23 protein-coding genes are annotated in these 25,973 nt (G+C 63.9%); 7 read left to right on the top strand and 16 right to left on the bottom strand.

What is annotated here, in order from left to right:
* Window positions 1-4: 4 nt before the first annotated feature.
* The 15 genes from PHI64_RS13895 to PHI64_RS13825 all read right to left on the bottom strand — a co-directional run bounded on the left by PHI64_RS13895 (window position 5) and on the right by PHI64_RS13825 (window position 17,824).
* On the bottom strand, window positions 5-349 hold the full coding sequence (locus PHI64_RS13895) for a flagellar protein FliT (protein WP_299883785.1): 345 nt from the start codon (window positions 347-349) through the stop codon (window positions 5-7).
* 19 nt (window positions 350-368) lie between these two features.
* Window positions 369-782, bottom strand: coding sequence for a flagellar export chaperone FliS (fliS, locus tag PHI64_RS13890; RefSeq protein WP_299883782.1), 414 nt, complete (start codon window positions 780-782; stop codon window positions 369-371).
* 18 nt (window positions 783-800) lie between these two features.
* A complete protein-coding gene (gene fliD, locus PHI64_RS13885) occupies window positions 801-2,186 on the bottom strand; it encodes a flagellar filament capping protein FliD (protein ID WP_299883781.1) in 1,386 nt (461 codons plus the stop codon).
* Window positions 2,187-2,439: 253 nt separating this feature from the next.
* The gene (locus PHI64_RS13880) at window positions 2,440-2,829 is read right to left on the bottom strand and encodes a flagellar protein FlaG (RefSeq protein ID WP_299883778.1); all 390 of its coding nucleotides are present in this window, start codon (window positions 2,827-2,829) and stop codon (window positions 2,440-2,442) included.
* A 77-nt stretch (window positions 2,830-2,906) separates the two neighbouring features.
* The gene (locus tag PHI64_RS13875; protein ID WP_299883776.1) at window positions 2,907-3,731 is read right to left on the bottom strand and encodes a flagellin; all 825 of its coding nucleotides are present in this window, start codon (window positions 3,729-3,731) and stop codon (window positions 2,907-2,909) included.
* 290 nt (window positions 3,732-4,021) lie between these two features.
* Window positions 4,022-7,654 (bottom strand): glycosyltransferase, encoded by a 3,633-nt coding sequence (locus PHI64_RS13870; protein WP_299883774.1) that lies wholly within the window; start codon window positions 7,652-7,654, stop codon window positions 4,022-4,024.
* A 7-nt stretch (window positions 7,655-7,661) separates the two neighbouring features.
* A complete protein-coding gene (locus PHI64_RS13865) occupies window positions 7,662-8,720 on the bottom strand; it encodes an NAD(P)-dependent oxidoreductase (protein WP_299883772.1) in 1,059 nt (352 codons plus the stop codon).
* A 20-nt stretch (window positions 8,721-8,740) separates the two neighbouring features.
* On the bottom strand, window positions 8,741-9,832 hold the full coding sequence (locus tag PHI64_RS13860; RefSeq protein ID WP_299883770.1) for an N-acetylneuraminate synthase family protein: 1,092 nt from the start codon (window positions 9,830-9,832) through the stop codon (window positions 8,741-8,743).
* An 8-nt stretch (window positions 9,833-9,840) separates the two neighbouring features.
* Entirely contained in the window at window positions 9,841-10,941 is a 1,101-nt protein-coding gene (locus tag PHI64_RS13855; RefSeq protein WP_299883768.1) for an FkbM family methyltransferase, read from the bottom strand.
* Window positions 10,938-12,737 carry a thiamine pyrophosphate-binding protein gene (locus PHI64_RS13850; protein WP_299883766.1) on the bottom strand — a complete coding sequence of 600 codons (1,800 nt, stop codon included), beginning with the start codon at window positions 12,735-12,737 and terminating at the stop codon, window positions 10,938-10,940. Before PHI64_RS13850 ends, PHI64_RS13855 begins: the two co-directional genes overlap by 4 nt.
* Entirely contained in the window at window positions 12,734-13,930 is a 1,197-nt protein-coding gene (locus PHI64_RS13845; RefSeq protein ID WP_299883764.1) for a class I SAM-dependent methyltransferase, read from the bottom strand. Before PHI64_RS13845 ends, PHI64_RS13850 begins: the two co-directional genes overlap by 4 nt.
* A 14-nt stretch (window positions 13,931-13,944) precedes the next feature.
* Window positions 13,945-15,309, bottom strand: coding sequence for a lipopolysaccharide biosynthesis protein RfbH (gene rfbH, locus PHI64_RS13840; RefSeq protein WP_299883762.1), 1,365 nt, complete (start codon window positions 15,307-15,309; stop codon window positions 13,945-13,947).
* Window positions 15,306-16,373, bottom strand: a complete 1,068-nt coding sequence (gene rfbG / locus PHI64_RS13835) for a CDP-glucose 4,6-dehydratase (RefSeq protein ID WP_299883760.1) — start codon at window positions 16,371-16,373, stop codon at window positions 15,306-15,308. The genes rfbH and rfbG overlap by 4 nt, the downstream gene beginning before the upstream one ends.
* A complete protein-coding gene (rfbF, locus tag PHI64_RS13830) occupies window positions 16,358-17,128 on the bottom strand; it encodes a glucose-1-phosphate cytidylyltransferase (protein ID WP_299883758.1) in 771 nt (256 codons plus the stop codon). The genes rfbG and rfbF overlap by 16 nt, the downstream gene beginning before the upstream one ends.
* Window positions 17,129-17,230: 102 nt before the next feature.
* On the bottom strand, window positions 17,231-17,824 hold the full coding sequence (locus PHI64_RS13825) for a hypothetical protein (protein WP_299883757.1): 594 nt from the start codon (window positions 17,822-17,824) through the stop codon (window positions 17,231-17,233).
* A 636-nt stretch (window positions 17,825-18,460) separates the two neighbouring features.
* Here PHI64_RS13825 and PHI64_RS13820 point away from each other — a divergent pair.
* Window positions 18,461-18,778, top strand: coding sequence for an energy transducer TonB (locus PHI64_RS13820; RefSeq protein WP_299883755.1), 318 nt, complete (start codon window positions 18,461-18,463; stop codon window positions 18,776-18,778).
* Window positions 18,779-18,788: 10 nt separating this feature from the next.
* Here PHI64_RS13820 and PHI64_RS13815 read toward each other — a convergent pair whose 3' ends face one another.
* Complete coding sequence (locus PHI64_RS13815; RefSeq protein WP_299883753.1) at window positions 18,789-19,340, bottom strand: NUDIX hydrolase; 552 nt, start codon at window positions 19,338-19,340, stop codon at window positions 18,789-18,791.
* A 161-nt stretch (window positions 19,341-19,501) separates the two neighbouring features.
* Between PHI64_RS13815 and PHI64_RS13810 the strand changes: the two genes are divergently transcribed.
* The 6 genes from PHI64_RS13810 (at window position 19,502) to PHI64_RS13785 (ending at window position 25,968) form a co-directional block, all read left to right on the top strand.
* Entirely contained in the window at window positions 19,502-21,532 is a 2,031-nt protein-coding gene (locus tag PHI64_RS13810) for a diguanylate cyclase (protein ID WP_299883751.1), read from the top strand.
* 198 nt (window positions 21,533-21,730) lie between these two features.
* Window positions 21,731-22,048 carry a flagellar transcriptional regulator FlhD gene (gene flhD, locus PHI64_RS13805; protein WP_299883810.1) on the top strand — a complete coding sequence of 106 codons (318 nt, stop codon included), beginning with the start codon at window positions 21,731-21,733 and terminating at the stop codon, window positions 22,046-22,048.
* Window positions 22,049-22,070: 22 nt separating this feature from the next.
* Complete coding sequence (flhC, locus tag PHI64_RS13800) at window positions 22,071-22,616, top strand: flagellar transcriptional regulator FlhC (protein ID WP_299883749.1); 546 nt, start codon at window positions 22,071-22,073, stop codon at window positions 22,614-22,616.
* A 185-nt stretch (window positions 22,617-22,801) separates the two neighbouring features.
* Window positions 22,802-23,653 carry a flagellar motor stator protein MotA gene (gene motA, locus PHI64_RS13795; protein ID WP_299883747.1) on the top strand — a complete coding sequence of 284 codons (852 nt, stop codon included), beginning with the start codon at window positions 22,802-22,804 and terminating at the stop codon, window positions 23,651-23,653.
* A 52-nt stretch (window positions 23,654-23,705) separates the two neighbouring features.
* Entirely contained in the window at window positions 23,706-24,710 is a 1,005-nt protein-coding gene (gene motB / locus PHI64_RS13790; protein ID WP_299883745.1) for a flagellar motor protein MotB, read from the top strand.
* 58 nt (window positions 24,711-24,768) lie between these two features.
* Window positions 24,769-25,968: a methyl-accepting chemotaxis protein gene (locus PHI64_RS13785; protein WP_299883743.1), complete on the top strand. Its 1,200-nt coding sequence runs from the start codon at window positions 24,769-24,771 to the stop codon at window positions 25,966-25,968.
* Window positions 25,969-25,973: the final 5 nt, after the last annotated feature.

Raw genomic sequence — 25,973 nt, 5'->3', positions numbered from 1 at the left:
GCGCTCAGCCGATTTCGGGGTCGCCGTAGGCCGCGCGCACATTGCGCTGGCGTACGCCGCCCGAGAGCAACTGGCGCACATTGTCCATCCACGGCTCGGTGTGTACACGGACCTCTTTGTCGTCGTCAAGAATGCGCCGGATCAGGGCCACCTTTTTCTTGCGTTCGTCTTCCGACATCTGGCGCGGGCGGCCAGGGAAGCCCAGGGCTTCTTCCACGCCAAGGCGGTCACGCAGGGAGGCGACCTGGCGTTCGAGGCGGGTTAGCCGATCCCAGTCATTGGCCCGTGCCGCGTCCACCATTTCGGTGGAGTAGGCGCTCATCTGTTGCAGAAGGGCTAGGGAGCTCATGCAATTTTCTCCGGCTGTCTTAGCGGTTGGCCTGGTCGTACGTGCCGATTTCTTCCCAGGCGCCTTTCAGTTCGTTGAGCAAACGGGCCACCTCGTCCAGGGCGGGCCGGCTGTTGTGCAGGTTCGCGTACAGCAGACGCTGCGTCATGTAGTCGTATAGGGCGCCAAGGCGCTCGGCCAGTTCGCCGCCGGCTTCGTAGTCGAGGCTGACCTTGAGTCCGTTGGTGATGATCTCGATGGCCTTGGAGGTGGCGGCGCCCTTGGTTGGAATGTCCTTGTTGTCCATGGCGATGGCGGCCGTGCCGATTTGCAGCAGGGCGCCTTCGAAGAGCATCAGGATGAGTTGGTGGGGGTCCGCGGTGGAGACGCCGCTTTCCACGCCGACTTCAGCATAGATTGAGGCAGCACGACGGGCGGCGAGGCCAAACGACATCTTGTTCTCCGGTCGGGGTTACAGGCTGGCGAGGATGGACAACTGCTGGGTCAGGTAGCTGCTGGTCGTGCTCATGCTCGTCATGGTCGAATCCAGGGCGGTGAATTGCGCCCGGTATGTTTTTTCTATCATCGTCAGGCGGTTGTTGAGGGCGTCGATCCGCTTGTCGAGGTTCTTGATGGTGGAGTTCAAGCCTTCCGTGCGGCTTGCAATGACCCCGCTCGTGCCAAGCAGGTTGGTGGTGGTGGTCTTCATCACGTCGCCGTAGGCACCGAGCGCCGTGGCTACTGCAGAGAAGTTGGTGCTGGCGGCCTTGTCGAACTTGGTCGAATCGAGCTTCAGTGTGCCGTCGCTCTGGAAGGACACGCCCATGTCGGCCAGGGTCTTGATCGCATTGGTCGACAGGCTGTCCGGCGTGTTTGTGATCGCACCCCGGACTTGGGCCTGGATGGTGCGCAGGGAGGCGTCGCCGTTGAGGGCAGCGCTGGTCTTGGTGGTGGCATTGTAGGCACCGAGACTCTTCACCGAGGCGTTCAAGCTGTTGTAGGCGCTGATGAAGCTCTCGACCTTGGTCTTCAGCTCGGAGTTGTCACGGGTAACGGTCAGGCTGGTCGAGCCTGTCTTGGTCAGCTGAAGGGTGATGCCATCCACTGCGTCGGTGATGGTGTTGCCCTTGGTGGCAATGGATACGCCCTGGATCTTCACCGCCGCATCCGTGGCGGCCTGGGTCTGGGTGAAGGCACTCGAAGCGGCAATGGGGCTGCCCGGTGCATCGGGGTCGATGAAGGTTGCCGTGCCTGACAGGCTGACGGCGGCGGCGGTGCCACCGGTTGTGGCTGTGAGCAGGAGATTCTGCTTTCCGTTGGTGTCCGTCACGATGGTCGCATTGACCCCAGCCTCGGCCTTGTTGATGGCGTCACGGACGCCCGCGAGGGTGTTCTGACCGCTTTCGATGGTGATGTCGACGGGCGTTCCGCCCTTGGTGACGGTCAGGGTGCGGGTGCTGTCAGCGCCGAAATCAATCACCGGATCGCCAGCTGCGTAGGTCTTGCCCAGGGCAAGGCGCTGGTTGGTGGCGAGGGCCGTGACTTCGATGGAGTAGGTTCCGGGGACGGCGGTGTTGCCGGCGGTGACGGTGCCGATGGTCGAATCGGCAAGGCTTGCCTTGTAAGCGGAAAAAGCTGCCGTTGCGCTCTGGCCGATTGCCGGTGTCAGGGCCTTGGCGGCCGTCTGCAGGGCAGAGATGCCGCTTTTCAGGGTGCCGAGGGCGGAGATTTTCGACTGGTAGCTGGTCTGCTGGCTCTGGAGTTTGGTAAGGGGTTGTTTTTCAATGGCCATCAGGCCGCTGATGATCGACTCGACCTGAAGACCCGAACCAATGCCGGCTGAAGAAAGGCTTGCCATGATGTACCCCCGTGTTGCTTCGTCACTACTGGTTTCGATTACGGCGTTACTTGCACAAACTTGAGTGCTTTGCCGATCCTGCACTCATGCAGCATGGACTGTGCCAGGTCACGAAGGTTGCATCGGCATGACCTCATGTCTGACCGCTTCCTGCGGTAATCATCGTAAGCGTGCGTTTCGTCCGGGAAAAGAAAATCCCACCTCCAGGGTGGGATAAGTGTTGCCAGGGGAGGGGGTGGCTACGGAAAGGGGGTCAAACCTTCTGCTTGACGAGCAGACCCTGCAGTTTGTCGAGGGCTTTTGCGATATCCATGACTTCTTCCGATGGAATCTGCCGGATGACTTTCTTTGATTCCGTATCGATGACTTTCACGACGGTAACGCCGATGTCTTCGTCGATGGAGAATTGAAGGCTGTTGGCCGTCTGCTTGATCACGTCCTGGATCTGTTTGACGGCTTGGTTCAGCTGTTCGCTTGTCGGTGGCGTCCCGGGCGTGCTCTTGGATGCGTTCGTTTCCTGGGTGCGGCCTGCTTCGGGAGTAGCCTCCACCGTACGTACGGCGCCTGTGCCCAGGTTCTGCCCAGGATTCTGTACGGGAGGCGCGTATTGCGTGCTGCTCGCGCCGACGGACTGGATGCTCATGATGATCTCCCACTATTGCGACAGGCGTCGCACCGGCTATGCGGCGGCGGCGCCTGTCACGTTCGCTGTGCGGCGGTTTATCTCAGCAGGGACAGCACGTTGTTGGGCATGCTGTTGGCCTGAGCCACCATCGCGGTGCCGGCCTGTTGCAGGATCTGGCCGCGGGTCATGTTGGCGGTTTCCTTCGCGAAGTCGGCATCCATGATCCGGCCGCGCGACGCGTTGGCGTTCTCGGACGCGACCTGCAGGGTCTGCACAACCGAGGTGAAGCGGTTTTGCACGGCACCCCAGGTGGCCCGGGCGGTGTTCAGGTTATTCAACTGGGTGTCGATGCTCGCAATCGCTGCGGTGGCGCCGCTGACGCTGGTCACACTGCCGGTCACCGCGGCGGACACGCCGGTCAGGGAAACCGCACTGCCCTGCACCGTGATGGTATCGGTGGTTGCGGTGCCAGCGCCGACCTGGAAGGTGACTGCACCGCTCTGGCTCAGCACGTTCTGGCCGTTGAAGGTGGTGCCGCCGATAACACGCTGGATTTCTTGTTGCAGTTGCTGGAATTCGGTGTCCAGGTTGGCTTGGTCGCCGGAGGAGTAGGTGCCGTTGGCTGCCTGCACGGCCAGTTCGCGCATCCGCTGGAGGTTGTCGGTCACGGCCTGCATCGCGCTTTCAGCGGTCTGCGCCATGGAGATACCGTCGTTGGCGTTGCGGATTGCCACGTCGAAGCCCTTGGCTTGCGAGTTCATGCGGTCGGCAATTGCCAGGCCTGCGGCGTCATCCTTTGCGCTATTGACGCGAAGGCCGGAAGACAGACGTTGCACGGAAGTCGCCAGGCTGGCCTGGGAGGTGGAAAGGTTGCGTTGCGCATTGAGCGACATCGCATTGGTGTTGATAGTGGCAGCCATTTTGGTTCTCCTTAAGTCCGTTCAAGATAAGCGTTTAGGCTTAACTTTGGTTCGCCTTGCCCGGTGTGTGTAAGGCAACCGCCGTTGAAATCATTAACGGGAGACGCTGGAAGGACTTTAGAAAATTGTTGACTTTTTTCATTTTTTTGTTTTTAGGGTGGGTGTCGGCGGATTACCGCTTGGCCTTTGATAGCGGCCCCAAAAAACAAAGCTTTAGCCAAAAAAGATGTGACACGGTTGCCCTGGGCGACCGGTTTTCGACATGCTTTCAGGCTTGAGGGCGATGGCCTTCATGGTCCGTAGGCCGCGAACCAGCTGGCGGCGTGGTTTTCGAGGATGAAGCCGTCGGCGACCCAGCGCTGCAGGATGAGGCCGGCTTCGCGCAGGGCATCGGGCTCGGCGAGCTGCTCGCGGATCGTGGAAATCCACTTCTGAGGGTCATTGGCCAGGCGGGTGACCGGTGCGTTCTGGTAAGGGTAGATGTCGGTGCAGATCACCGGCCAGCCCATGGCGCCGTATTCGAGGAGGCGCAAATTGCTCTTGCATTCGTTGAAGCTGTGGATCTCCAGCGGGGCAATGGCGAGGTCCAGGTCGAGCCGGGCCAGGGCCTGGGGATACAGGCGGAAATCCTGAACGAAGCCGTGGGATTCCCGCACGAAGGGCTTCAGCGGCTCGGGGCACATGCCCATGAATATCCAGTCCACTTCGTCGGTTAGGGCTTCGACCACGGTGTAGATGAGTTCAAGGTCGCCCAGATGTTGCTGGGCGCCGGCCCAGCCGACCCGCGGCTTCCTGCGTGGCAGGCGTGGTGGCACCACGTCGCCCCACAGGCTGCTTTCCAGGCAATTGGGCATGATCCGGATGTCGCCGATCATGTCGGCGCAGATGTCTGCCAGGGGGCGGGTGCTGACCACCAGCCGGTCGGCCATGCCCAGGGTGCGGCGCAGGCGTGGCCGGGCATCCTTGAAGCCGGACTTGTAGAAGGAGTTCTTTTTGGGTAAAGCGGTGACCAGGTCGTCGATGGTGATGATTCGCTTTACCTGGGGGGTGTAGCGGGCATAGGCCTCAAGGGCGTCGGTCTGCGGATCGTCGAGGGGCTGGTGCAGGATGATCGAGTCGGGCGCGGCGCGGGCCAGTTCGATGGGCGACAGGATGCGCACCGAGAAGGCTTTAGGCGGTTCGCAGATCATGGTCTGGGCGAGGCCGGCCTGGCCGATGGCGCGCAGGGGCGCGCGCAGGCGGTATTCGCCGGCTCCGCCGGTGAGGGGCACGCCGAGGATGCGCGGCCGGTCGTGGAAGTGGGTGTCCCAGTCGACGGGGGTGATGTGCTCGGGCTTGAAGGCGTCGACCAGGCTCAGGTTGCGGTTGTAGGCCGGGTCGTTGGCCAGGCGCGGCAGCCAGCGCTTGAGCAGCCGGTCGTTGGCTTCGAGGGCCGCGAGCAGGTCGGCCAGGGCGCCTTCCGGTTTGCGTTGGCGTGCCTTGAGGGAGATGGCATCGTAATGCACCAGCATGGCGTAGGGCGTCCACAGCACCTTGAGCCCGGTGTCGGCGGCGCGCAGGCATAGATCCAGGGCGCTGTGGGCGAGAGGGAAGCGTTCACCGTCCATCCCCCCCAGCTGTTCGAACAGGCTGCGCCGGACCAGCAGGGCCGAGCCGCATACTGCGCTGACGTTCTGATCGCACAGGGCGCGACCCATGTAGCCTGGGTCGGTGATTTCCGCATCGTTGTTCCAGACGCTGGCGGCTGTGCCGCGCAGGCCTAGGATCCAGCCGGCTTGCTGCACCTTGGCGGTCTCGGGGTAGGTCAGGCGCGGCCCGACGATGCCCACGTCGGGCCGGCAGGCCAGGGACATCAAACGGTCCAGCCAGTCCTCCTGCACCACATGGGTGTCGTTGTCGAGGAAGAACAGGTAGTCGCCCCGGGCGGCTGCGGCTCCGGTGTTGGCGCCCAGGGCGTAGCTGAAAGTGCCGGGGCAGGCGATGACGCGGGCCCGCTCGATCCACGGCGCTGTGCTGCCCAGTTGCGCCAGGAACTGGAGGGCATCCGGGTCAGTGCTGTCGTTGTCTACCACCACCACCTCGTAGTTCGGGTAGCGGGTGCGCGTGGCGATGCTCTCGAGCAGGGGGCGCAGGTACTCTTCCCGGTCGCGGGTCTGGATGATGATGCTGACGAGTGGTGCCGCGTTCCAGCGATATTCCACGCGGCGGGTGCCGAACAGGGCGCCGTCGTGGATGAGGGCGTTGAGGCCGAGGCGTGTCAGGTGATCGGCCAGGGCTGCCCGTTCGGCCTCGGGTACCATGGCGCGGCTTGACTGGCGGGGCAGGTGGGCCAGCATCTGGCTGATGTGGCCGATGGCGGCTTCGCCAGCGAGTTCGAGGGTGCGCAGGGAGAGGTCGTAGTTCTCGGCGCCAGCGTGCTGGCCATAGCGGCCGGCGGCCAGGAAACTCTGCTTCTCCACGAATACCAGGCAGCCGAAATAGGCCTGGGCGCGCAGCAGGTCGAGATTGAAGTCGGGTTTGAACAGGGGGTGGTTGAAGCTGCCGTCCGTGTCGCGGGTATCCTCGTCGCAGTAGATCAGGCGCCAGTCGGGGCAGTGGTTGATGTAGTCGGCGATGACCTGCAGGGCGTGGGGCTCAAGGGTGACACCCGGCTCGATGCGGGCCAGCCAGGTGCCCGGCGAGGCGGCAGCCATCTCGTCGATGACGTAATCGATATGAGCCGGATCGCGTACGGACAGCCATTGCAGGTTGGGGATGTCGGCCAGGCCTTCCGGGGTGGGCAGCACGGTGACCACCGTCAGCATCCATTCGGGATAGAGTTGGGCGGCCAGACTGTCGAGGGTGTCGGCGAGGAGGCTTTCTTCCCCCGCGTGCAAGGCCAGCAGCAGATGTAGACCGGGGCGCTGGGTCCATTTGAGGACCATGCGCTCGGCGAGGAGCTGGGCGTCGATCTCCTGCAGACTCTGGCGTTTGCGCCACACCGCATAGGTCTGACGGGCTTCGGCGGCTGCGGGGTCTTCGGCGGGCTGGGCGGAAACGTCGCTGACCGGCATAGCCTGGGTGGTGGCGACAAAGTGATCCAGCTGGCTCCAGAAGCGTGCCTCCGCCGCCTGGTAGGCGTCCCACATCTTTCCGACGCTGCTGCGGGCAAAGGCGATTTCTTCCGGCGAATCGTTCAGGGCGATCCCGTTGCGGCCGATCTCGGCCTCGCTCAGGGCGACACCATTGAAGAAGGGGGACGGGAGGATTACCGCTGGGCAGCCGCACAAGGCCGCTTCGGCGGCGATGGCTGTGGATTCGAAACAATAGACCACCTCACTGCGGCGCAGCAGATCAGCCAGGGCCTCGTGGCTTTCGGGCCAGCTGTAGGTGATCAGGGTGGCCTCGGTGGCCAATTGGGGATATTGGGCCAGCGCAGCCTGGTGGCGACCAGGGTAGAGCAGGGCGCCGCTGCGCTGATTATCGAAGGGGTTGTTCAGGTTGTTGAAGATGGCGGTATCGATGGGCGGCAGGAACAGGATGTTCTGCGGGTCTGCATCGTCCGGCAGGGCATTGAGACCGAAGCCGAAAATCAGCTCGGTGTCCGCATAGACGCTGTCTCCCCCCAGCAGCCCGGCCCGGTTGAGTACGTAGCGCACCACCGAGGCCGCCTTGCGTGGGTTGCCGGGTACAACTTCTGGATAAACGACGATGGGCTCACGGCCGGTGGCCTTATGGCGTTCCATGAGCTCGGGCGTGACCAGCGGGGTGTTGAGGATCGGGTTGGTTTCGGTCGGGTAGACATAGGCCTCCTCGCCGATGCTGTTGAGGGCATGGCACAGGAGGTGCAGGACCCGGATGCCCGCTGACGTGCGCCGATAGGCCGGTGCGTCGATGTAGTACGGGCGGCGGGGGGCGGAAAAGAGTTGGCGCATGGCGGTCATCGACGGCTCAGGGTTGCGATACGGGAGAGGCACATTCCGCCGTCAGGCGGATGGCCTCCTCCAGGGGGGTCCAGGCGTCCAGCGCCAGTTCATGGCGGGCCCGGTCGATGGCGGGGATGTAGCGGTTGCGTTCGGCCTTGTCGTCCTGGCCGCGGGCAATGTGGACGGCTGCGCCGGGAGCCAGGGTGTCGCGCACCCGGCCAGCCAGTTCGGCGATCGATATGCCCTGGTCGGCGCCGACGTTGTAGGCGCGGCCGTGCTGCCCGCTGAGCAGGATGGTCAGCAGCCAGATGGCCAGGTCGGCGCCGTAGAGGTAGCTGCGCTGGGGGCTGCCGTCGCCGCTGACATGGATGTCGTGCCCGGCGAGGGCGTCGCCGATGAAGTTGCCGATGGCGAAGTGGCCATCCAGGGGCAGGGTGGCGCCGACGAAGGCGAAACAGCGGGCGACAGGAATGGCGATGCCATGCTGCAGACCGAACTGCAGGCACCACTGCTCGGCGGCGCGCTTCGCTTCGCCGTAGGCGCTGCCCGCGTGCAGGGCGTCGCAGGCAAAGGCCGCGTCCTCGGGAATCTGCGCCACGTCGGCAGGCTGTCGGCCATACACGGCACCGGAGCTCACGTAGAGGGCGCGGCGCACGCCGGCTTCCCGGGCCCGTTCGAGGGTGTGGCGGGTGCCGAGCAGGATGTCGTCCATGATCGCCAGCGGGTGGCGATGGGCGTCGGCGTCGGTGTCGGTGGCGGCGTGGATCAGCAGGTTGGATGCCGGAATGGCGCCGAAGTCCTTGATGTCGCCCTGCAGCCATTGCAGCCAGGGGGCGTCGGCGAAGTAGGGTGCGCGAGCCAGGTAGGCGGTGGGCGAGCGGGACAGCACGCAGACCTTCAGCGCCACGCCCTGGCGGTGCAGCAGGTCGAACAGGCTCAGCAGCCAGTAGCCGAAGAAGCCCGTTCCCCCGGTCACGAAGATCCGCTGGTCGTGGAGGCTTCGGGTGTCCAGGTGAGCCAGCAGCGCCCCGAGCCGGCCGTGGACGGCAGGGCAGGCGGGGGACGGGAGCAGGGGGCGTGACATGGCGTCAGGGCTGCGAAGGCTCACAAGCCGCGGCTATAGATGAGCTTGCGCAGGGATTCGTTTTGGGAATACGGGCTGTCCACGTCGTCGATCTCCAGGGGCGAGTCCTTGGTGACGGGGCGGGTCAGCTTGAGGCCGTTCATGGTCTCGCGGCAGGACAGCTGGCCCTTCTGCAGGGGGATGGCCAGGTAGAAATCGTCTTCCAGGTTCTGGTGGTGCAGCTCGTAGCCGGCGGGGAGGTCGCGCTTGGCGTATACACCGCGGACCAGTCCGTCCAGGTATTCGGTTTCCTTCTTCTTGGGCACGCGCTTGGCCGTGCCGGTGCCGCCACACATCTCTACCGCCTTGTGGAAGGCCTTGAACCATTGGTCGATCTGGTGGGGCAGGGAGCAGTAGGGCGATACGGGGATGCCGTCCTCCTCGACGTCGATGTGGCGCTCCCAGGTGCGGGCGCCCTTGGCGTAGGAGAGCAGCATCGACGACGTCCAGTCGTGGTACTCGTGGGTGGACAGGCCGATGACGTTCTTCGGATAGCGCTGGCGCAGGAAGTCGATCTGATTCAGCTCCAGCTCGTCATCCTCGCTGGGGTAGATGGAGACACAGTGGTTCACTGCCAGCGGGATGTTGCGGTTGGCGAAGAAGGTCACCATGTCGTCGATGTCCTTCTGGGTTGAGCCACCGGTGGACACGATGACCGGCTTGCGCGTCTCGGCGATGCGTTCGATGAGGAACCAGTCGTTGATGTCGGAGCTGGCGATCTTGATGATGGGGAGATCCAGCTCTTCGCACAGATCCACCGAGGCCTCGTCGAAGGCGGTGGCCATGGGAATGCAGTTGCGCTCCTTGATGGCCTTCACCAGGGTCCGGTACTCGGCCTTGCTGAGCCGGGTGGCTTCGGTCTTCTTGACGTAGCGGATGTCCTCACGGCCGCGGAAATCCTTGTGGATGAAGTGGTCCACCTCGCGGAACTGCAGCTTGATGGCCGCCCGCACGTTGTTGAAGCGCACCACCTGGGCAAAGTCATTGACGATGCGAAGCCCGCGCTCTAGGCGCCCCCAGTGGTTGTTGGCGAGTTCGAGGATGAACAGGTTTTCGAAGATGGCGTTGCTCATGATGGACCTCAGTAAGCGTAGAAGACCGCGTCGAAGGAGTTGTGGGCGTGGATCCGGAAACGCAGCCGGTAGTCGAGATCGAGGCTGGCGATCCAGGCGGGGATGCGCCACAGGTCGTCACGGCGGTGATAGCCGGCAATGGCGAGGACGGGGCGGTTGCGGCGGATGAGGGCTTCGGAACCAGTCAGAGCCTCCATCTCGTGGCCCTCCACATCCAGCTTCAGGTAGTCCACCCGGGCGTTGGGCAGGCAGTCGTCGAGGCGTAGTACCTGGATGTGGCTGTTGCCTTCTCCGCCCAGGGTGCTGGCTTCACCGTGACCGCCGGAAAATGCCAGGCTGGCATTCACCGAGGACAGGCCGCAGGGCAGGCAGGTGACCGGTACGCCCAGGCCTCGGGCCCGCTCGGAGAGAAGTGGGAAGTTGGCCGGGTCGGGCTCGAAGGCCCAGGCCTCCCGCAAGGGGAGGTGTCGCTGCGCTTCGGTCAGGGTGTCGCCGTTGTAGGCGCCCGCATCCACGAAGCCCAGCGGGCCGTGGGCGAGGCCGGTGAGAAAGTCGGGGAAGTACTGGGGGCCGCAGACGGGAGCGGAGGGGATGCCCCGGATCTGGCCCAGCCGATAGCGCAGGATGTCGGCGAGGAAGGCGCGGCTGGGTTCGTCTTCCAACTGGGCGAAGCTGTCGTGCAGTTCGGACGTGCGGGCGGCGTAACCCTGCCGCTCGTCCAGCCAGTAACGCCAGCCCATGTTGCCGCCGAGGGCTTCGAAGTATTGCTGGGGCAGCAGGACGCGGGAAAAGCCAGCGGCTTCGCAGGCGGAAGCCAGGGTTGCGTGATCGGAGCCGGGTTCGCGATTGAATACGCCGATCCACAGGGGCAGGGAAGCCCAGCCCGTCGGGAGCGCCGTGAGCGGGGCGACCGGGCAGCCGGAAAGGCGGGACGCTTCGCCGCGCGAAACGACAAAACCGCGCACCGTGATGCCCATGCGGGCGAGGGTGGCGTGAAGATCCCGGCCGAAGCTGCCGCAGCCGAAGATCAGCACGCCATCCCGGCGCGCCTCCGCCAGGGCGGTGCTGACGTCCTCGAAGTCAAGGGAGGGAAAGCGAGCGCTGCTCACGCGCCGGCTCCACCCGTCCAGGCACGGATGCGGCGGGCTTCTGCACGCACCGCGGCCAGCTCGGCCGGGGGCAGGAAGGGGAACATGTCGTCCAGCTCGGGGGTGGCGAAGCCCCCCTCGGGCAGGGCGCGGGACTTGATCCGGGGCTCGAAGCCGGGGGCCGGGTCTACTCGGGCGGCGATGAGGGTCGGGCCGCGGCGGGCCAGGGCGGCGTCGAGGGCCGGCAGATCGGCAGGCGTGGCGATGTTGACGGCATCCAGGCCGTAGGCCGTGGCGACCCGGGCAAAGTCGGGAAACTCGACCCCCGATGCCGGGGTGGCACCAACGATCCGGCCGAAGAAGTTCTCGTGGGTCTGGCGGATGGAAAGGTAGCCGCCGTTGTCGATCAGCACGATCAGCACGTCCAGGCCCAGGGTCTTGAGGGTCTGCAGTTCCTGGATGTTCATCTGCAGGCTGCCGTCGCCGGCGAAGCACACCACCCGGCGGCTGCCGGCGGCCTGGGCGGCGCCGATGGCGGCGGGCAGGTCGTAGCCCATGGAGGCCGAACCCGAGTTGCTGAACATGCGCTGGCCGGCCTTCAGGCGGCCCACCTGGAAGGGGAGGATGCAGGCCGAGGCGTTGCCACAGACCACGATGTCGTCGTCGCGAAGCTGGTCGAAGATGCGTTCCACCAGGGCGTAGGGGTGGAGCTGCGGGTTGTCGGTGGAGGCGCCGCCGACGGGGTAGCGGGCGCGGATGTCGCGGCACCAGGCGGACCAGGGGCGGACATCCGGCAGGCCGTCGGCGCAGGCGGCGGTGAGGGCATCGATGAACAGCCGGGCATCACAGGCCAGGCGCAGATGGGGCTGAACGAAGGGCTTGGCCAGCTCGGCCGGGTCCACGTCCACCTGGGCGATGAAGGCGTCCTTGGCGAAGCTGTCCCAGTTGTAGCTGACCTGGCGGATGTTGAGGCGCGAGCCGATGACGATCGCGCAGTCGGCGTTCTGGGCGCAGAAGTTGCCTGCGCGGGTGCCGATGGTGCCCGGACGGCCGGCGAACAGGGGGTGATCGCTGGCGATGAGGTCGTGGGTCCAGGCTGTGGCCACCGGGATGCCATGGGCTTCGGCAAAGGCCAGCAGGGCACTGCCAGCGCTGGCCAGGCGCACGCCCGTGCCGGCGATGATCAGGGGGCGGTGGGCGCCGCGCAGTTTTGCGACGATCTGCCGACAGGCGTCTTCCAGATCGGCCGGAGCTTGGTGGGACGGTGCGGTGAAGGCCGGCAGGGGCGGGCATTCGGCCGATTGGACGTCGAGGGGAACGTCCAGCCATACCGGGCCGGGGCGCCCGCCGATGGCGGTGGCCAGGGCGCGGGGCAGGAGCTCGGCCAGGGCCTCGGGGCTGCCCACGCTCTCGGCCAGCTTGGTGACGGGGCGGGCCATGGCGACCACTGGACCTTCCTGGTCGCCCAGCTGCCGCAGGCCCGGCACGGGGGTGTATTCGAGGCAGGTGGCGCGCTTGACCTGCCCGCCGATGACCAGCATGGGGATCGAGTCGGTGAAGGCGCCGAACACGCCGTTGAGGGCGTTGATGCCGCCGGGGCCGGTGGTCACCATCACCACCGCCGGCTTGCCGGCGACCCGGGCGTAGCCTTCGGCGGCCATGGCGCAGGCTTGCTCGTGGTGCATGAAGGTGCATTTCAGGCGCGGGTGGCTGGCCAGGGCCTGATTGAGGTACATGGCGCCGCCGCCGGTGACGGTGAACACCTGCTCGATGCCGTGATCGGCCAGCCAGTCGGCGATGCGTTCGGAAACTTTCATGTGGGCTCGGTGATGAAGTGCAGGCTACGGGCGTGGCCAGGTTCCAGGCGGGCGATCTCGGCCCCGATTTGATGGGGGTTTACGGCGACGCAGACAAGAACTTGTGCATTCGGGTGACGACTTAGTCCATCGGCGGGGGCTACGATGGGCTTGCCAGCGAAAGTCTGCCCCTGCTTGTTTGGAGCTCCATCCAGAAAGGCCGCCACCCGGGCTAGGGGAATGGCGTTTTGGCCGAGGAGGCGTTGCGCCCATGAGCCAGCTCCCCACACTAGCAGCGGGGTGTCTTCCGCCAGAGGGGGGTGGATCTGAATGGCCTGGTGGGCGCGGGCGGCGCAGTTGTTCAGGTAGCTGCGCAGCTGAGGAATGGCTGCTGCCGGGGCCGGGCAGGCTGTTGAGCCCATGCTGGCAATGCCAGCGAAGGCCGGGTAGGTCGAGCCGTCGGACAGGGTCAGGGTGCAGTCGGGAAAGGCCTCTGGGGCGAGGCCGGCCGAGGCGAAGAGTCTGCCCAGGGCGTGGGGGCTGAAGTGGTTGATGTGCTCGCTGTCAAAGTAGTAGTAGGGCGGGCGCGGGTCGCAGCGGTAGCCGCGGGGGTCGGGGACTTCGATGTACAGGCGGCCGCCCGGTGCCAGCAGGGTCGACAGCCGGGGCAGCCAGTCCAGGTCGCGCAGGTGTTCGGCTACATGGGACAGTACGATGAGATCGAAGCGGATGCCGGCGTAAAGGCCTGGCGATTCGCTGGCCAGCCCGGCCCGCACGGCGAGGCCATGGGCGCGGGCGGCGGCCACGGCCGCTGGGTCCGGGTCGAGGCCTTCAGCCTGGGTGTAGCCCCGGGCGCCAAGCACCTGCAGCAGTCCGCCGGCGCCGCAGCCGATATCGAGAATCGCCGCGTCCTTGCCCGGGAGTCCGGCCTCCAGGCGATCGGCGAGTTGCTCCAGGCGCCGCATGTCCGCGGCGTCCTGGCCGGCGCCGGTGCCAGTGGGGCCGCCGTACTTGGCGAGGTGCTGGTAGTAGCGGTCGTAGTCGGCCTGGCTGGCGGGGGTGTCGGCGTAGGCGAGGTCACAGTCCGTACAGGCCACCAGGCGATAGCCCGGGGGCAGCGGCGAGTGGCTGGGTTGGGGCAGGGAGAGCTGCGCCAGCACCTCCGGCTCTCGGTTGCCGCAGAGGGGGCAGGGGCGATGGAGGTCGGGGAGCATGGCGGCTGGGGGCGTCAGAAGCCTGCGCCGACAAACTGGCGGATCAGTCCGGCGCTGTAGTCCAGCTGGGCCTCGCTGAGCCCCGGCCACAGGCCGATCCAGAAGGTGTCATGCATGATCCGGTCGGCCACCGGTAGCTCGCCCACCACGCGGAAGTTGCGTCCGGCCATGGAGGGCTGGCGGGTCAGGTTGCCGGCAAACAGCAGGCGGGTGCCGACCTTGTGCTGGTCGAGGTATTCGAGCAGGTCGACGCGGTTGACCCCGGCCTCGGGGCGTAGGGTGATGGGGTAGCCGAACCAGGACGGGTCGCTGCCCGGGGTGGCTTCGGGCAGAACCAGGAAATCCTGGGCGTCGTCCAACGCCGCGCTGAGATGGGTGAAGTTGCGTTTACGGGCGGCGATGAAGGCGTCCAGCCGGTCCAGCTGGGCCAGGCCGCAGGCGGCCTGCATGTCGGTGATCTTGAGGTTGTAGCCGATGTGGCTGTAGGTGTACTTGTGGTCGTAACCCTGGGGCAGGCTGCCCAGCTGCCAGCCGAAGCGCTTGCCGCAGGTGTTGTCGCAGCCCGGCTTGCACCAGCAGTCACGGCCCCAGTCGCGGAAGGATTCGGCGATCTGGCGCAGCGTCGGGTCGTTGGTGAGCACCGCGCCGCCCTCGCCCATGGTGATGTGGTGGGCGGGGTAGAAGGACAGGGTGGCGAGATGGCCGAAGGTGCCGACCTTGCGGCCCTTCCAGGTGGAGCCCAGGGCGTCGCAGCAGTCTTCGATCAGCCACAGGCCGTGGGCCTGGGCGAAGGCGCAGATGGCGTCCAGGTCGAAGGGGTTGCCCAGGGTGTGGGCAATCATGATGGCCTTGGTGCGGGGCGACAGGGCCGCCTCCAGCAGGCTCACGTCGATGTTGTAACCCGGCAGGCTGGCGTCCACGAAGACCGGCACGGCACCGTTCTGGAGGATGGGATTGACGGTGGTCGGGAAGCCCGCCGCCACGGTGATGACCTCGTCGCCGGGCTGGATGGCGCGGGCGCCGAGCTTGGGTGAAGTAAGGGTCGAGAAGGCCACCAGGTTGGCCGACGAGCCGGAGTTGACGGTGAGGGCGTGGGCCACGCCGACGAAGGCGGCCAGGCGCGCCTCGAAGGCGTCGTTGAAGCGCCCGGTGGTGAGCCAGGCGTCGAGGGCCGCGTCGATCATGGCGTCCTTCTCGGGGTCACCCACGACCTTGCCGGAGGGCGGCACGGCGTCGATGCCGGGGCGCCAGGCCTGCGGCGATGCGGCGGCCCGGGCCGGGCGGACGATGATCTCCAGTTCCTGCCCGGCCAGCTCCGGCAGGTCGAGCTGGAGGCGGCCGTCGGCGCCGGGGGTGAGGGTTTTGCGGATCAGGCTCATGGGGGGCTTCCGAAGGCGGCGATTTCGTCGAGGGTGTAGCGCTGCATGTCGGCGCCGCCCTGCCAGGCCCGGTGCCAGGCGAGGCTGCGCGCCACGGCTTCACCGGCGTGCCAGCGGGCTTGCCAGCCCAGCCGGTTGCGGGCCTTGCTGCAGTCGAGCTTGAGGGTGTGGGCTTCGTGCACCTGGGGGGTGTCGGCCACGGCCCAGCGGGCGTCGGGGCCCCAGCCTTCGGCCAGGCGCTCGACGACCCAGGCGACGGTCTTGGCGTCGCTGTCGTCAGGGCCGAAGTTCCAGCCTTCGGCAAAGACCGGGCCGCTTTCGACAAGCCGCTGCGCGAGCAGCAGGTAGCCGGACAAGGGTTCCAGAACGTGCTGCCAGGGGCGGATGGCGCCCGGGTTGCGCAGGGTGACGGGGGTGCCGGCGGCAAAGGCGGCCAGCACGTCGGGCACCAGCCGGCTGGGGGTCCAGTCGCCGCCGCCGATCACGTTGCCGGCGCGGGCGCTGGCCACGGGGATGCCCTGGGCAGACAGGAAGGCACGGCGGTAGGAGGCGACCACCAGCTCGGTGCAGCCCTTGCTGGCGGAGTAGGGGTCGTGACCGCCCATGGGGTCGTCTTCCCTGTAGCCCTGTGGCTGCTCGCGGTTTTCGTAGCACTTGTCGCTGCTCACCACCACCACGGCCAGTATGTCGGGAACCTGGCGGCAGGCATCGAGCAGATGCACCGTGCCCATCACGTTGGTGGCGAAGGTGTCCACCGGCGCCTCATATGAAAGCGGTACCAGGGGCTGGGCCGCCAGGTGGAGGACGATCTCCGGCCGGGCGGCGGCCAGGGCGGTGTGCAGGGCGATGGCGTCACGGACGTCGCCCAGCGTGGAATGCATGCCGCCGGCCACGTCGGCGATCTCGAAAAGGGCCGGGGTGGTGTCGGGGGCGAGGGCGTAGCCGTGTACCTCCGCGCCCATGGACTGCAGCCACAGGCTCAGCCAACTGCCTTTGAAACCGGTGTGGCCGGTGAGGAAGACCCGCCGGCCTCGCCAGAAGGCCGGATTCACCAGGTTTTCCATGGGGCGTTGCCGCTGGTCCACAGGTCTTCCAGCACGGTCTTGTCACGCAGGGTGTCCATGGGGCGCCAGAAGCCGGTGTGCTGGAAGGCTGCGAGTTGGTCCTTGGCGATGAGTTCGCCAAGGACGGGGCCCTCGAAGATGGTCTGGTCGCTGTCGATGAGGTCCAGCACCTTGGGCGAGAGCACGAAGAAGCCGCCGTTGATGAAGCCGCCGTCGCCGAGGGGCTTCTCGACGAAGGCGCTGACGGCGTCGCCCTTCAGTTCCAGGGAGCCGAAGCGCCCGGGGGGCTGGACGGCGGCGACGGTGGCCAGCTTGCCATGCTTGCGATGGAAGGCCAGTTCGGCGCCGATGTCGATGTCGGCCACCCCGTCTCCGTAGGTGAAGCAGAAGGCGTCCTCGTCTTCCAGGTACTGGCGCACCCGGCCCAGGCGGCCACCGGTCTGGGTGCTATCGCCGGTATCCACCAGGGTCACGCGCCAGGGTTCGGCATGGCGTTCGTGGATCTCCATGCGGTTGTGGGTCATGTCGAAGGTGACGTCCGACATGTGCAGGAAGTAGTTGGCGAAGTACTCCTTGATCACGTAGCCCATGTAGCCGCAGCAGATCACGAAGTCGTGAATGCCGTGGCTGGAATAGATCTTCATGATGTGCCAGAGAATGGGACGACCGCCGATGCCGATCATCGGCTTCGGGCGGTTGACGGTCTCTTCGCTGATGCGGGTGCCCAGGCCACCCGCGAGGATCACGGCTTTCATCGGTGCTCCAGGGGAATATGGAGCCGATGTTATGCGTGGCAGGGGCCGGGCTTAGGGCGGAACAGGGGGGGGAAAGGGGGGTATTTCCGCCAGGGAAGTGCGTCAGCGACCGGCGGGGAAGCTCGGCGGCGTGGCGCCGCAGACGATGTAGTCCTCGTCGCTCATCACAGGTTTGAACTCGCAGGGGCGGGACGGAGCAACATTGTCTGTGATGCGGCCGAAGCGGGGGTCGGCGACCCGCTGATATTGCGGGGCGGTGTCCTGCTGGGCTGAGGCCTGATTGCGGGACGTGAGGTAACGGGCCGCGTCCTCTTCGGCTCCGGGTTCGGACGATGCGGCCGCGCCCGGCTGGGCGCGCTGGCGGCGGGCGGCCAGGGATTCGGCCCGAAGCACGGCTTCGGCACGTGCCACTGCCCGCGTCGTGTCGCCGCCATAGTTGTTTGAACGGAAGCTGGACGTTGGTACCGACGAGGGCAGGGGGGCCTGGTAGCGAAGGGGGGGCAGGGGCGTCGGCCGGTAGACAATGTCGGGTGTAGTGTCGTGGTGAGGGGCGTGCGTTGAGCTTGAGGTGCTGTGGCTCATGCCGATGCTGCGGCCACCGCCAAAGCGCCGCGCTTCGGCGTCAGGCGCATTGAGGGCAAGGGTGCTGACCAAGGCGACGAGGGCAAGCAGGCTGCGCGAGGGTGTAGTGGTCATTGCCGGATGAATATGAAAGTGGGGTGGGGAGACCGTGTGCAGTGTCGCACAGTGATGGAAACCGGGGAAAGCCGACTGCTGATCATCAATGAACTGGGGTAGCTGTCCCTTGGGCCGGCCGACGCACGTCGGTTCTTTTCGCTCGTGTCGCCCCGCCACGAGCGGGCCTGCATGCCGATCTCCTCGCAGTGTTGGTTAACCGGGAGGGGCAAGTCTGTATGTTGTTTGACTGTCGAGTGACTGGTTGCCAGTTTGATGCAGGCCGCATTAGTGTGAACGATCAAAATATATCGATGTTATTGTCATATGATCCGGCGTCGGCTGATGCAGATTCTCTTGCTGTCTTTGTGCGCGCATCTGGTGGTTTTCTGGCCCCTCCCTTTGCCGCGCGTGGTTTTGCCTGAGCCGAGTAAGCGTTTACGCGTGCATATAACTAAACTTGAGGGGCCTGTGCTTGCCGATGTTGCGGAGCGCCCATCCGGTAAGGGGGGGCGTCCCGACTTGGCTTCAGAAGGGGCCCCGCAGCCCGCTGGCGGTATGGATCGTCCTCACAAAAGTCAGCCGGCTGGCCAAACAGGGCGACGTGGTTCAGACCAAGCCTCGCCTGTTGTCGCGAAGGCGGCGCCGTCTGAGGCCATGCTCGAAGACAGAGAGGGTGCCCCGCCCGACCTGCAGGCATACAAGTTTGCCGTAGCGTCGGCCGTGCTGGAGTCGCGCCCGCAGAAAAGCGGCGGGCTTGCCTTCAATGGGATTGTGGTTGTGGATATCCGCGTTACCAGCGGCACCAGAGTGGCATTGGTTTCACTTGCCGACTCCAGTGGTGTGGATGCTGTAGATACCCTTGCCCTGCAGATGGTTCGGCGTGCGGTTGAGCGGGTTGCGACACCTGCCCTGGGGCAGGGGCAGGGCGACCGGGTGAGGCTGTCCGTTGTATTTGAGCCTGAAGGCCCTTAGTCGAGGGAACTCATTTGACTAGGCTGCCGGCAGGGATGGCGAGGCTTGTAGTGTGCAGCTCGAACTGGCCTCGACGGCGGTCCTCAAAGAAGCACTTCAGCGTGTAGTCCACAGAGCGGAATGCAATTTCTGGCCATGGGATCTCCTGTTCCGTCATCAGGCAGGCTTCCAGCGATTCTTCCCCCGGTTGGAAATCCAGGTCAAGCAGTGTGGCTCTGTAGATGATGTGGATCTGGCTGATGTGGGGCAGGTCGACGAAAGAGAACATTGGCCCGAGAGCGATGCGTGCCCCTGCTTCCTCGAAGGTCTCGCGCAGTGCAGCACCGCCGCATGTCTCGTTGTTTTCCATGAAGCCGGCAGGAAGTGTCCAGAAACCGTAGCGAGGTTCAATGGCCCTGCGGCACATGAGAATCCTGTCTTCCCATTCCACCAGAGCTCCGACTACAACCTTCGGGTTCTGGTAATGAATGGTGCCGCATTGGTCGCACACATGCCGGGGAAGGCTGTCGCCTGCTGGAATTCTGAGACTCACCTGGGCGCCGCAGTGGGAGCAGTAGTTCATTGGCCGGATGGAAGCATGGATACCTTTCGGATTCTAATTCAAGGTGCCGGTGTGGACGTCAGGCTTTGCGTTTTTCGCCGGGATCTCCTAAAGACCCGTGGGCACATGTCCGATAATGTGTGACGCGTGGCTTTAGGCCGCAGAACCTCATTGGACCAGACATGGCCTTGCCGATCGACATCACGAAGTTTGAGCACTTGAAAGCATCCGGAGACCTACCTTCGCCTAAAGGCGTCGCGTTGGCGATCATCCGGTTGATTCAGCAGGAAGACAGTTCGATGGGGGATCTGGCGAGGATCATCAAGACGGACCCCGCGTTTGTCGGTCGCCTGATCAAGGCAGCTAACGGACTGGCAGGCTACAACCGGCGTGCAATCGCGTCTGTCCAGGAGGCCTTGATGGTCTTGGGTTTGCCTGCGGTACGCACGTTGGCGCTGGGCTTCTCCCTTTTATCGAGTTATCGGGATGGGGCCTGCAAGAGCTTCGATTACGGTCGTTACTGGACGAGTTGCCTGGTCTATGCGCTCGGAATGCAGGCCATCACCCAGCGCACGCGTGCGGCAGCAGCGGAGGAAACCTTTTGTCTGGGGCTGCTTGCGAGAATAGGCGAATTGGCGCTGGCAACGCTTTATCCTCTCGAGTACGGCAAGGTGCTGCAGCAGACGCTGGAGTACCGGGATGTGCCGTTGGTTGCGCTGGAGCAACGAGCGTTTGCACTGAATCATCGCGAACTCGGCGCGGCCATGTTGGCTGACTGGGGGCTGCCCAGGATCTTTCACGAGCCGGCTTTTTTTGCTGAGTCGCCAGAGGAGGCCGGCTATCCGGAGAACTCCCGCGAATATGTCATCGCCCACTCGCTGAGTCTTGCGTCTTACATCTCCGATGTGTGCCTGGCGGAAGAGGCCGAGCGACCCAACCTGATGGGGCGTCTGTTCGAGATTGGTGCCCGGCTAGGCCTGGATCGGGTGGCCATCAGCGAGTTGTGCGACGGAGTCGTGCGCGAGTGGCAGGCTTGGGGCAGTCTGCTGGAGCTTGAAACGCTCGAGATCCCGCCCTTCAGTGAGCTTGCCAGTCGGGGCGAGGAGATCGCGGCCGGGCTGGCTGCAGCCCAGTCTTTGTTGCTGGAGTCTGCAGGAGCGCCGCGAGTGGTTCAGGAAAATGCTCCTGCCTTTGCCGGCTTGCAGATCCAGGGGCTTGCTCCCGGTGTGCAGCCGATGCGGGTTTTGATCGTCGATGATGATGCCTCCATGCGTGCCCTTGTCCGCAAGGTGCTGGAAACGGTGGGGCATCAGGTTCTTGAGGCTGCAGATGGTCTGGCCGGCATGGAAATGGCGCTGGAGTTTCAGCCTCAGTTGATGATCATTGACTGGGTAATGCCTGAGATGTCGGGCATTGAGCTGACTCGCGCTTTGCGCCAGACCAAAATTGGTCGCGGGCTCTACATATTGATCATGACGAGTCTGGAGGATGAAGACCGGTTGATCGAAGCTTTTGAAAACGGCGTCGATGATTTCATGAACAAGCCGATCAAACCCCGTGTCCTGGCTGCCCGACTCCGGGCCGGGCAGCGGGTGATCCGGCTGCAGCAGGAGCTTGATCGGGACCGGGAGGAGATTCGCCGGTTTGCCGCCGAACTGGCGGTGTCCAACCGTCGTCTCCAGGAGGTTGCACTGACGGACTCCCTGACAGGCTTTCCTAATCGACGTTACGCCATCGAACGTGGGCAGCAGGAGTGGCTGGTTTCTTCCCGGACACGTCGTCCGCTATCGACCATGGTGATCGATGTGGACATGTTCAAGACCTACAACGATTCCTACGGCCACGATGTGGGGGACGCGGTGCTGAAGCAGGTAGCCGGGGCTGTCAAGGGGGCGCTCCGCGCTCAGGATATTGTCGCTCGTACCGGAGGCGATGAGTTTCTCGTCATCTGTCCGGATACAGGGTTGGATGCGGCGCTGGCCTGCGCCGAGCGTGTCCGGTTTGCGGTAGAAAGCGCCTCTCTGGAGCAGGGAGGGCAAACCCTTAACATGTCTGTGAGTATTGGCGTAGCGACGCGAGACACGGTGATGAGTGAGCCAGAGGCACTGATCAAGCGTGCTGATCAAGCGCTGTATCTGGCCAAAAACAAGGGGCGCAACCGCATCATGACAGCTCAGTCGCTGCGGCCTGGGCCTATCGTTCCTCCGCGCTGAATGCGCTCTGTCCGGCATTGCGACGTACCCCGATCGGACATGCAGGCCTTCTATGGCCGTTCTCGTGTAGGCGAATTTCTTACTCGCGTTTACGTAATTGATCCTACGCCAGAATCCGAAGCCTGCGGATAGTGGTGTTTGCCGCTTATCGGCAGAATTTGCCGCATGAAAAAGGCGGACTGCCGAGGAGATAAGATCATGCGCACAAGCGATATGCACGCCGAGATTCGGGAGCTCAATCTGGCCTACCTGATGCTTGCCCAGCAAATGTTGCGGGAGGATCGTGCTGCCGCGATCTATCGACTGGGAGTCGGCGAGGATGTGGCGGAGATGCTTGAAGGTCTGAGCTCCGCACAGGTCTTGCGAATGGCAAGCTCAAACATGCTGCTTTGCCAGTTCCGGTTCAATGACAGCCTGTTGGTGGATCTGCTCTCTTCCCATGGCCGGGAGCGAGGCACTGCGCACCTGCACGCTGCGATTCTGGCTGCAGGACGCCCGGTGGAAACCTTGGCCTGACCGTCACTGGCCAGAGGGCATCATGCGGAACAAAAGCGTATTGCAGGAGGCGCAGGACATCCAGAAGGCGGTAGACCTGATCCAACTGGGTGCGCGCATGCAGATGCTTGAAGCGGAGACCTCGCTCAGTCGCGAGCGCCTGCTCAAGCTCTATAAAGAGGTTCGTGGGGTGTCGCCGCCCAAGGGCATGCTGCCGTTTTCCACTGACTGGTTCATGTCATGGCAGCCCAACATCCATGCGTCGTTGTTCATGGCCTTTTACAGGTTCGTGCGTCTGCATGCTAAGCAGGAAGATCTGGACGCAATCGTGCAAGCCTACCGGCTTTACAACGAACACATTGAATCTTTCGAGATGGAGCAGGTGCTGAGCCTCACCCGTGCCTGGACATTGATCCGCTTCCTCGATGCAAAACTGCTCCAGTCCGCGAAATGCACTTGCTGCGGCGGTGAGTTCGTCTCCCATGCCTTTGACCCAACCCATGAATATGTCTGCGGTCTGTGCCATGTGCCATCGCGGGCAGGCAAGACCCGACGGGCCTCCCAGCCCCTCGAAACGACAGCGCAGTGAAGCGCCCCTGAACTCTGAGAGCTTGGCCGCCGGCTTTTGATCGGCGGTTTTTTTTAGTCTGGTCGGGTGACGACAGGCTTGCTTTTTGAGCTCAAGTTTCTTCAGGCAGGGCCGATATCCCACCCGAAGAATCAAGCCCTGCGGGTTGTATTGCCGGGGCGTATTTACAGAACGAGGTTTCTGCGATGTTTCTGATAATCGGCTACGTCATTATCTTGGCGGCATCCCTGGGTACCTATGCCGTTCACGGCAGTCTGGCGGCCTTGTGGGTTCCCACCGAGTACATCGCAATTGTAGGTCTGACCATCGGTGGTTTCGTCGCCGGCAACGGGCCCAAGGCCATCAAGGGAACCATTGCGGCCTTACCCACTATCTTCAAGGGGTCCCCGTACAACAAGGCCTTTTATGTGGACCTGCTGTGCATGCTGTATGAGATTCTTGCCAAGGTGCGCAAGGAAGGTTTGATGTCGATCGAAGGGGATATCGAGAACCCGGAGGGTAGTCCGATTCTCTCCAAGTATCCGGCTTTCACGGCGGATCATCACGCGGTGGATTTTCTCTGTGATTACCTCCGCATGATGGTCGGTGGCAATCTGAATGCCTTCGAAATCGAAAACCTGATGGATATCGAGATGGAGACCCATCACCAGGAGGCGCATACGCCTGCCCACGTGGTGGCGAAGGTGGGGGATGCTGTCCCAGCATTCGGTATCGTCGTGGCGGTGATGGGCGTTGTGAACGTGATGGGCTCGGTCGGCCAGCCACCTGCCGTGCTTGGCAAGATGATCGGTGGCGCGTTGGTGGGCACCTTCCTGGGTATTCTTATTTCCTACGGTTTTGTGGCGCCGGTCGCCGGGCAACTCGAGCAGAAGGTGGAAGAGGGCGGAAAAATCTACCAGTGCATGAAGGCGGTTCTGCTGGCGAGCATGAACGGGTATGCACCGCAGGTGGCGGTGGAGTTCGGCCGAAAGGTGCTTTTCTCCTCGGACCGGCCCGGGTTTGCCGAGCTTGAAGAAGCGATCAAGAGCCGGAAGTGAGGCTCTTCATGAGGCTTGCTTGCATAGTGCCGACGGGTGAGGAGCGCTTTACATGAGCGACGATACCCAGCAGCCGATTGTCGTCAAGAAGATCAAGAAGGGCGGTGGTGGCGCGCACGGGGGGGCGTGGAAGATCGCCTATGCCGACTTCGTGACTGCAATGATGGCCTTCTTTCTGCTCATGTGGCTTCTGGGCTCCACGGCTCAGGGTGATCTGCAGGGCATCTCCGATTTCTTCAATTCACCGCTCAAGGTGGCAATGAGTGGTGGCTCTGGTGCGGGTGATGCGACGAGCCCGATTGCCGGTGGCGGGCAGGATCTCACCCGTTCTGTGGGACAGGTCAAGCGCGGTGATGTGGATGGAAAGCGCTCCATGAATATCGAATCGGCCAAGGGGGCAACCAAGCCGACGGGCGACGAAGGCTCCGAGGCGGCCAAGAAGGCGGAGGAGCGCAAGGAGCGGGCGCGGTTGGAGGATCTCAAGGGCCAGATTGAGGCCATCATCGAGGCAAGTCCGAGCCTGCGGCCCTTCAAGAATCAGTTGTTGCTGGACATCACCACCGAAGGCTTGCGCATCCAGATCGTGGACGAGCAGAACAGGCCGATGTTCGATTCGTCGAGTGCGTCGCTGAAGCCTTACACGCAGGAGTTGCTGCGGGCTATAGGTGCCACGCTGAATGGCGTGGATAACCGGGTCAGTCTCTCGGGGCATACGGACTCGACCCGCTATGCCGGTGGAGAGCGGGGTTTCTCGAACTGGGAGCTGTCGGCGAATCGGGCCAATGCGTCGCGGCGTGAGCTGGTCGCAGGAGGCCTGGCTGAGGGCAAGATGGTCCGGGTCGTCGGGTTGGCGGATACGCTGCCCCTTGATCCAGAGAACCCCAATCTTCCGATCAATCGACGCATCAGTATCGTCGTACTCAACAAGCAGGCCGAGGTGGCCATGCGTGCGGGGGATTCGAGGAAGCTTGAAGTCAGCGCCGAGAACGCTCTTGAGGCCAGCGAGGTCCAGGCTCGACTGAAGTCGGGGGCCCGTCCTGTGGCGCCCGGTCACTAAAGGAATCGCCCTTGAGTGACGATATGTTTATTTGTGTATCCGAGATAAACCAACCACTATGAAGCTCACCCGTACAACGATCATCCTGCTGGGCTTGCTGTGGTCAGGCCTCGTGGCGGGGGTGGTGGTTTACCTGCAGGGCGGAGGCTGGCCGGTTGCTTTGGCACTCGCTGGTGTGGTTCCGGGCTGGATCGCCCTCGTCCTGGCTGTGCCTTCCCCGGTGGTGGTCGAGAAGACCGCCGAGCAGCAGGTCTCGTCGAGCGAGGTTTACGCAGCGGTCGAAACGCTGTTGATCGATGCTTCGGTGAGCTCGTGCAATCAGTATCAGTGCATCCGGGAGGAGGTCGACCAGGTGCAGCAGATGCTTTCCGAGGCCATTGCATCCCTCACCGGGAGTTTTCACGGCATCCTTGCCGCCACAAACGCACAGCAGGCGATCGCGGTGAGCCTTGCCAGCGACGATGCCGATGGCGATGAGGGCGTGCGCCTGGATGAATTCGTTGCCCAGACCAGTGGTGTCATGCAACGCGTGGTGGACAGCGTGATCATGAACAGCAAGCTCGGCATGGAACTGGTCGAGTTGACCGACCGGATCTCGAAGCGGGCCAGGGACGTGGAGTCGATCCTTACCGAGATCTCCGGCATTGCCAAGCAGACCAACCTGCTGGCGCTCAATGCAGCCATAGAGGCCGCCCGAGCCGGTGAGGCCGGACGGGGGTTTGCGGTGGTGGCGGATGAGGTCAGGGATCTGTCTACCCGCACCAGCCAGTGCAGCCAGCAGATTGCTGTGGTCATGCAGGGGATGCGGGAGGGCGTGAGGGGTACGGAAGAGGCGATTGAGAAGCTGGCCTCCACCGATATGAATTTTGCACTTGAATCAAAACAGCAAGTGGAGCAGGTCCTGATCTCCATGGAAGGGCTCAACCGCCAGCGGGGCGATGCCATCAGTCATCTCGCCGAGCATGCTCAGGTCATGGATGCCGAAGTCAATCGTGCTGTGACCGCGCTCCAGTTTCAGGATCTTGTGTCCCAATTGATAGCCCACGTGGAACGCCGCGTGAATGGCCTGACCCAGTTGATGGGGCAGTTTGATGCTTTGTCGGGCTGTATCCAGCAAGCGGCGACAGCGGGGGACGCGGCGCCGCTCCTACGGGTGGTGGAAGAAATGCGGGTGCAGCTTGCTGCACTTGAAGAGAAGACCGGGGCTCGTCCGGTGCGTCAGCAGGAAGTCTCGCACGGCGAGATAGATTTGTTTTAGTCACA

This window comes from Zoogloea sp. (genome assembly GCF_028689785.1).
Classification (GTDB): Bacteria; Pseudomonadota; Gammaproteobacteria; order Burkholderiales; family Rhodocyclaceae; genus Zoogloea.
Note: the sequence above shows the minus strand (reverse complement) of the source record. Positions and strands in the feature narration are given on the sequence as shown.

Bases quoted from the DNA above. Each gene is read 5' to 3' on its own strand.
- PHI64_RS13895 (WP_299883785.1), bottom strand. From the start codon at position 349: ATGAGCTCCCTAGCCCTTCTGCAACAGATGAGCGCCTACTCCACCGAA.
- fliS (WP_299883782.1), bottom strand. From the start codon at position 782: ATGTCGTTTGGCCTCGCCGCCCGTCGTGCTGCCTCAATCTATGCTGAA.
- fliD (WP_299883781.1), bottom strand. From the start codon at position 2,186: ATGGCAAGCCTTTCTTCAGCCGGCATTGGTTCGGGTCTTCAGGTCGAG.
- PHI64_RS13880 (WP_299883778.1), bottom strand. From the start codon at position 2,829: ATGAGCATCCAGTCCGTCGGCGCGAGCAGCACGCAATACGCGCCTCCC.
- PHI64_RS13875 (WP_299883776.1), bottom strand. From the start codon at position 3,731: ATGGCTGCCACTATCAACACCAATGCGATGTCGCTCAATGCGCAACGC.
- PHI64_RS13870 (WP_299883774.1), bottom strand. From the start codon at position 7,654: ATGACCGCCATGCGCCAACTCTTTTCCGCCCCCCGCCGCCCGTACTAC.
- PHI64_RS13865 (WP_299883772.1), bottom strand. From the start codon at position 8,720: ATGTCACGCCCCCTGCTCCCGTCCCCCGCCTGCCCTGCCGTCCACGGC.
- PHI64_RS13860 (WP_299883770.1), bottom strand. From the start codon at position 9,832: ATGAGCAACGCCATCTTCGAAAACCTGTTCATCCTCGAACTCGCCAAC.
- PHI64_RS13850 (WP_299883766.1), bottom strand. From the start codon at position 12,737: ATGAAAGTTTCCGAACGCATCGCCGACTGGCTGGCCGATCACGGCATC.
- PHI64_RS13845 (WP_299883764.1), bottom strand. From the start codon at position 13,930: ATGCTCCCCGACCTCCATCGCCCCTGCCCCCTCTGCGGCAACCGAGAG.
- rfbH (WP_299883762.1), bottom strand. From the start codon at position 15,309: ATGAGCCTGATCCGCAAAACCCTCACCCCCGGCGCCGACGGCCGCCTC.
- rfbG (WP_299883760.1), bottom strand. From the start codon at position 16,373: ATGGAAAACCTGGTGAATCCGGCCTTCTGGCGAGGCCGGCGGGTCTTC.
- rfbF (WP_299883758.1), bottom strand. From the start codon at position 17,128: ATGAAAGCCGTGATCCTCGCGGGTGGCCTGGGCACCCGCATCAGCGAA.
- PHI64_RS13825 (WP_299883757.1), bottom strand. From the start codon at position 17,824: ATGACCACTACACCCTCGCGCAGCCTGCTTGCCCTCGTCGCCTTGGTC.
- PHI64_RS13820 (WP_299883755.1), top strand. From the start codon at position 18,461: ATGCTCGAAGACAGAGAGGGTGCCCCGCCCGACCTGCAGGCATACAAG.
- PHI64_RS13815 (WP_299883753.1), bottom strand. From the start codon at position 19,340: ATGAACTACTGCTCCCACTGCGGCGCCCAGGTGAGTCTCAGAATTCCA.
- PHI64_RS13810 (WP_299883751.1), top strand. From the start codon at position 19,502: ATGGCCTTGCCGATCGACATCACGAAGTTTGAGCACTTGAAAGCATCC.
- flhD (WP_299883810.1), top strand. From the start codon at position 21,731: ATGCGCACAAGCGATATGCACGCCGAGATTCGGGAGCTCAATCTGGCC.
- flhC (WP_299883749.1), top strand. From the start codon at position 22,071: ATGCGGAACAAAAGCGTATTGCAGGAGGCGCAGGACATCCAGAAGGCG.
- motA (WP_299883747.1), top strand. From the start codon at position 22,802: ATGTTTCTGATAATCGGCTACGTCATTATCTTGGCGGCATCCCTGGGT.
- motB (WP_299883745.1), top strand. From the start codon at position 23,706: ATGAGCGACGATACCCAGCAGCCGATTGTCGTCAAGAAGATCAAGAAG.
- PHI64_RS13785 (WP_299883743.1), top strand. From the start codon at position 24,769: ATGAAGCTCACCCGTACAACGATCATCCTGCTGGGCTTGCTGTGGTCA.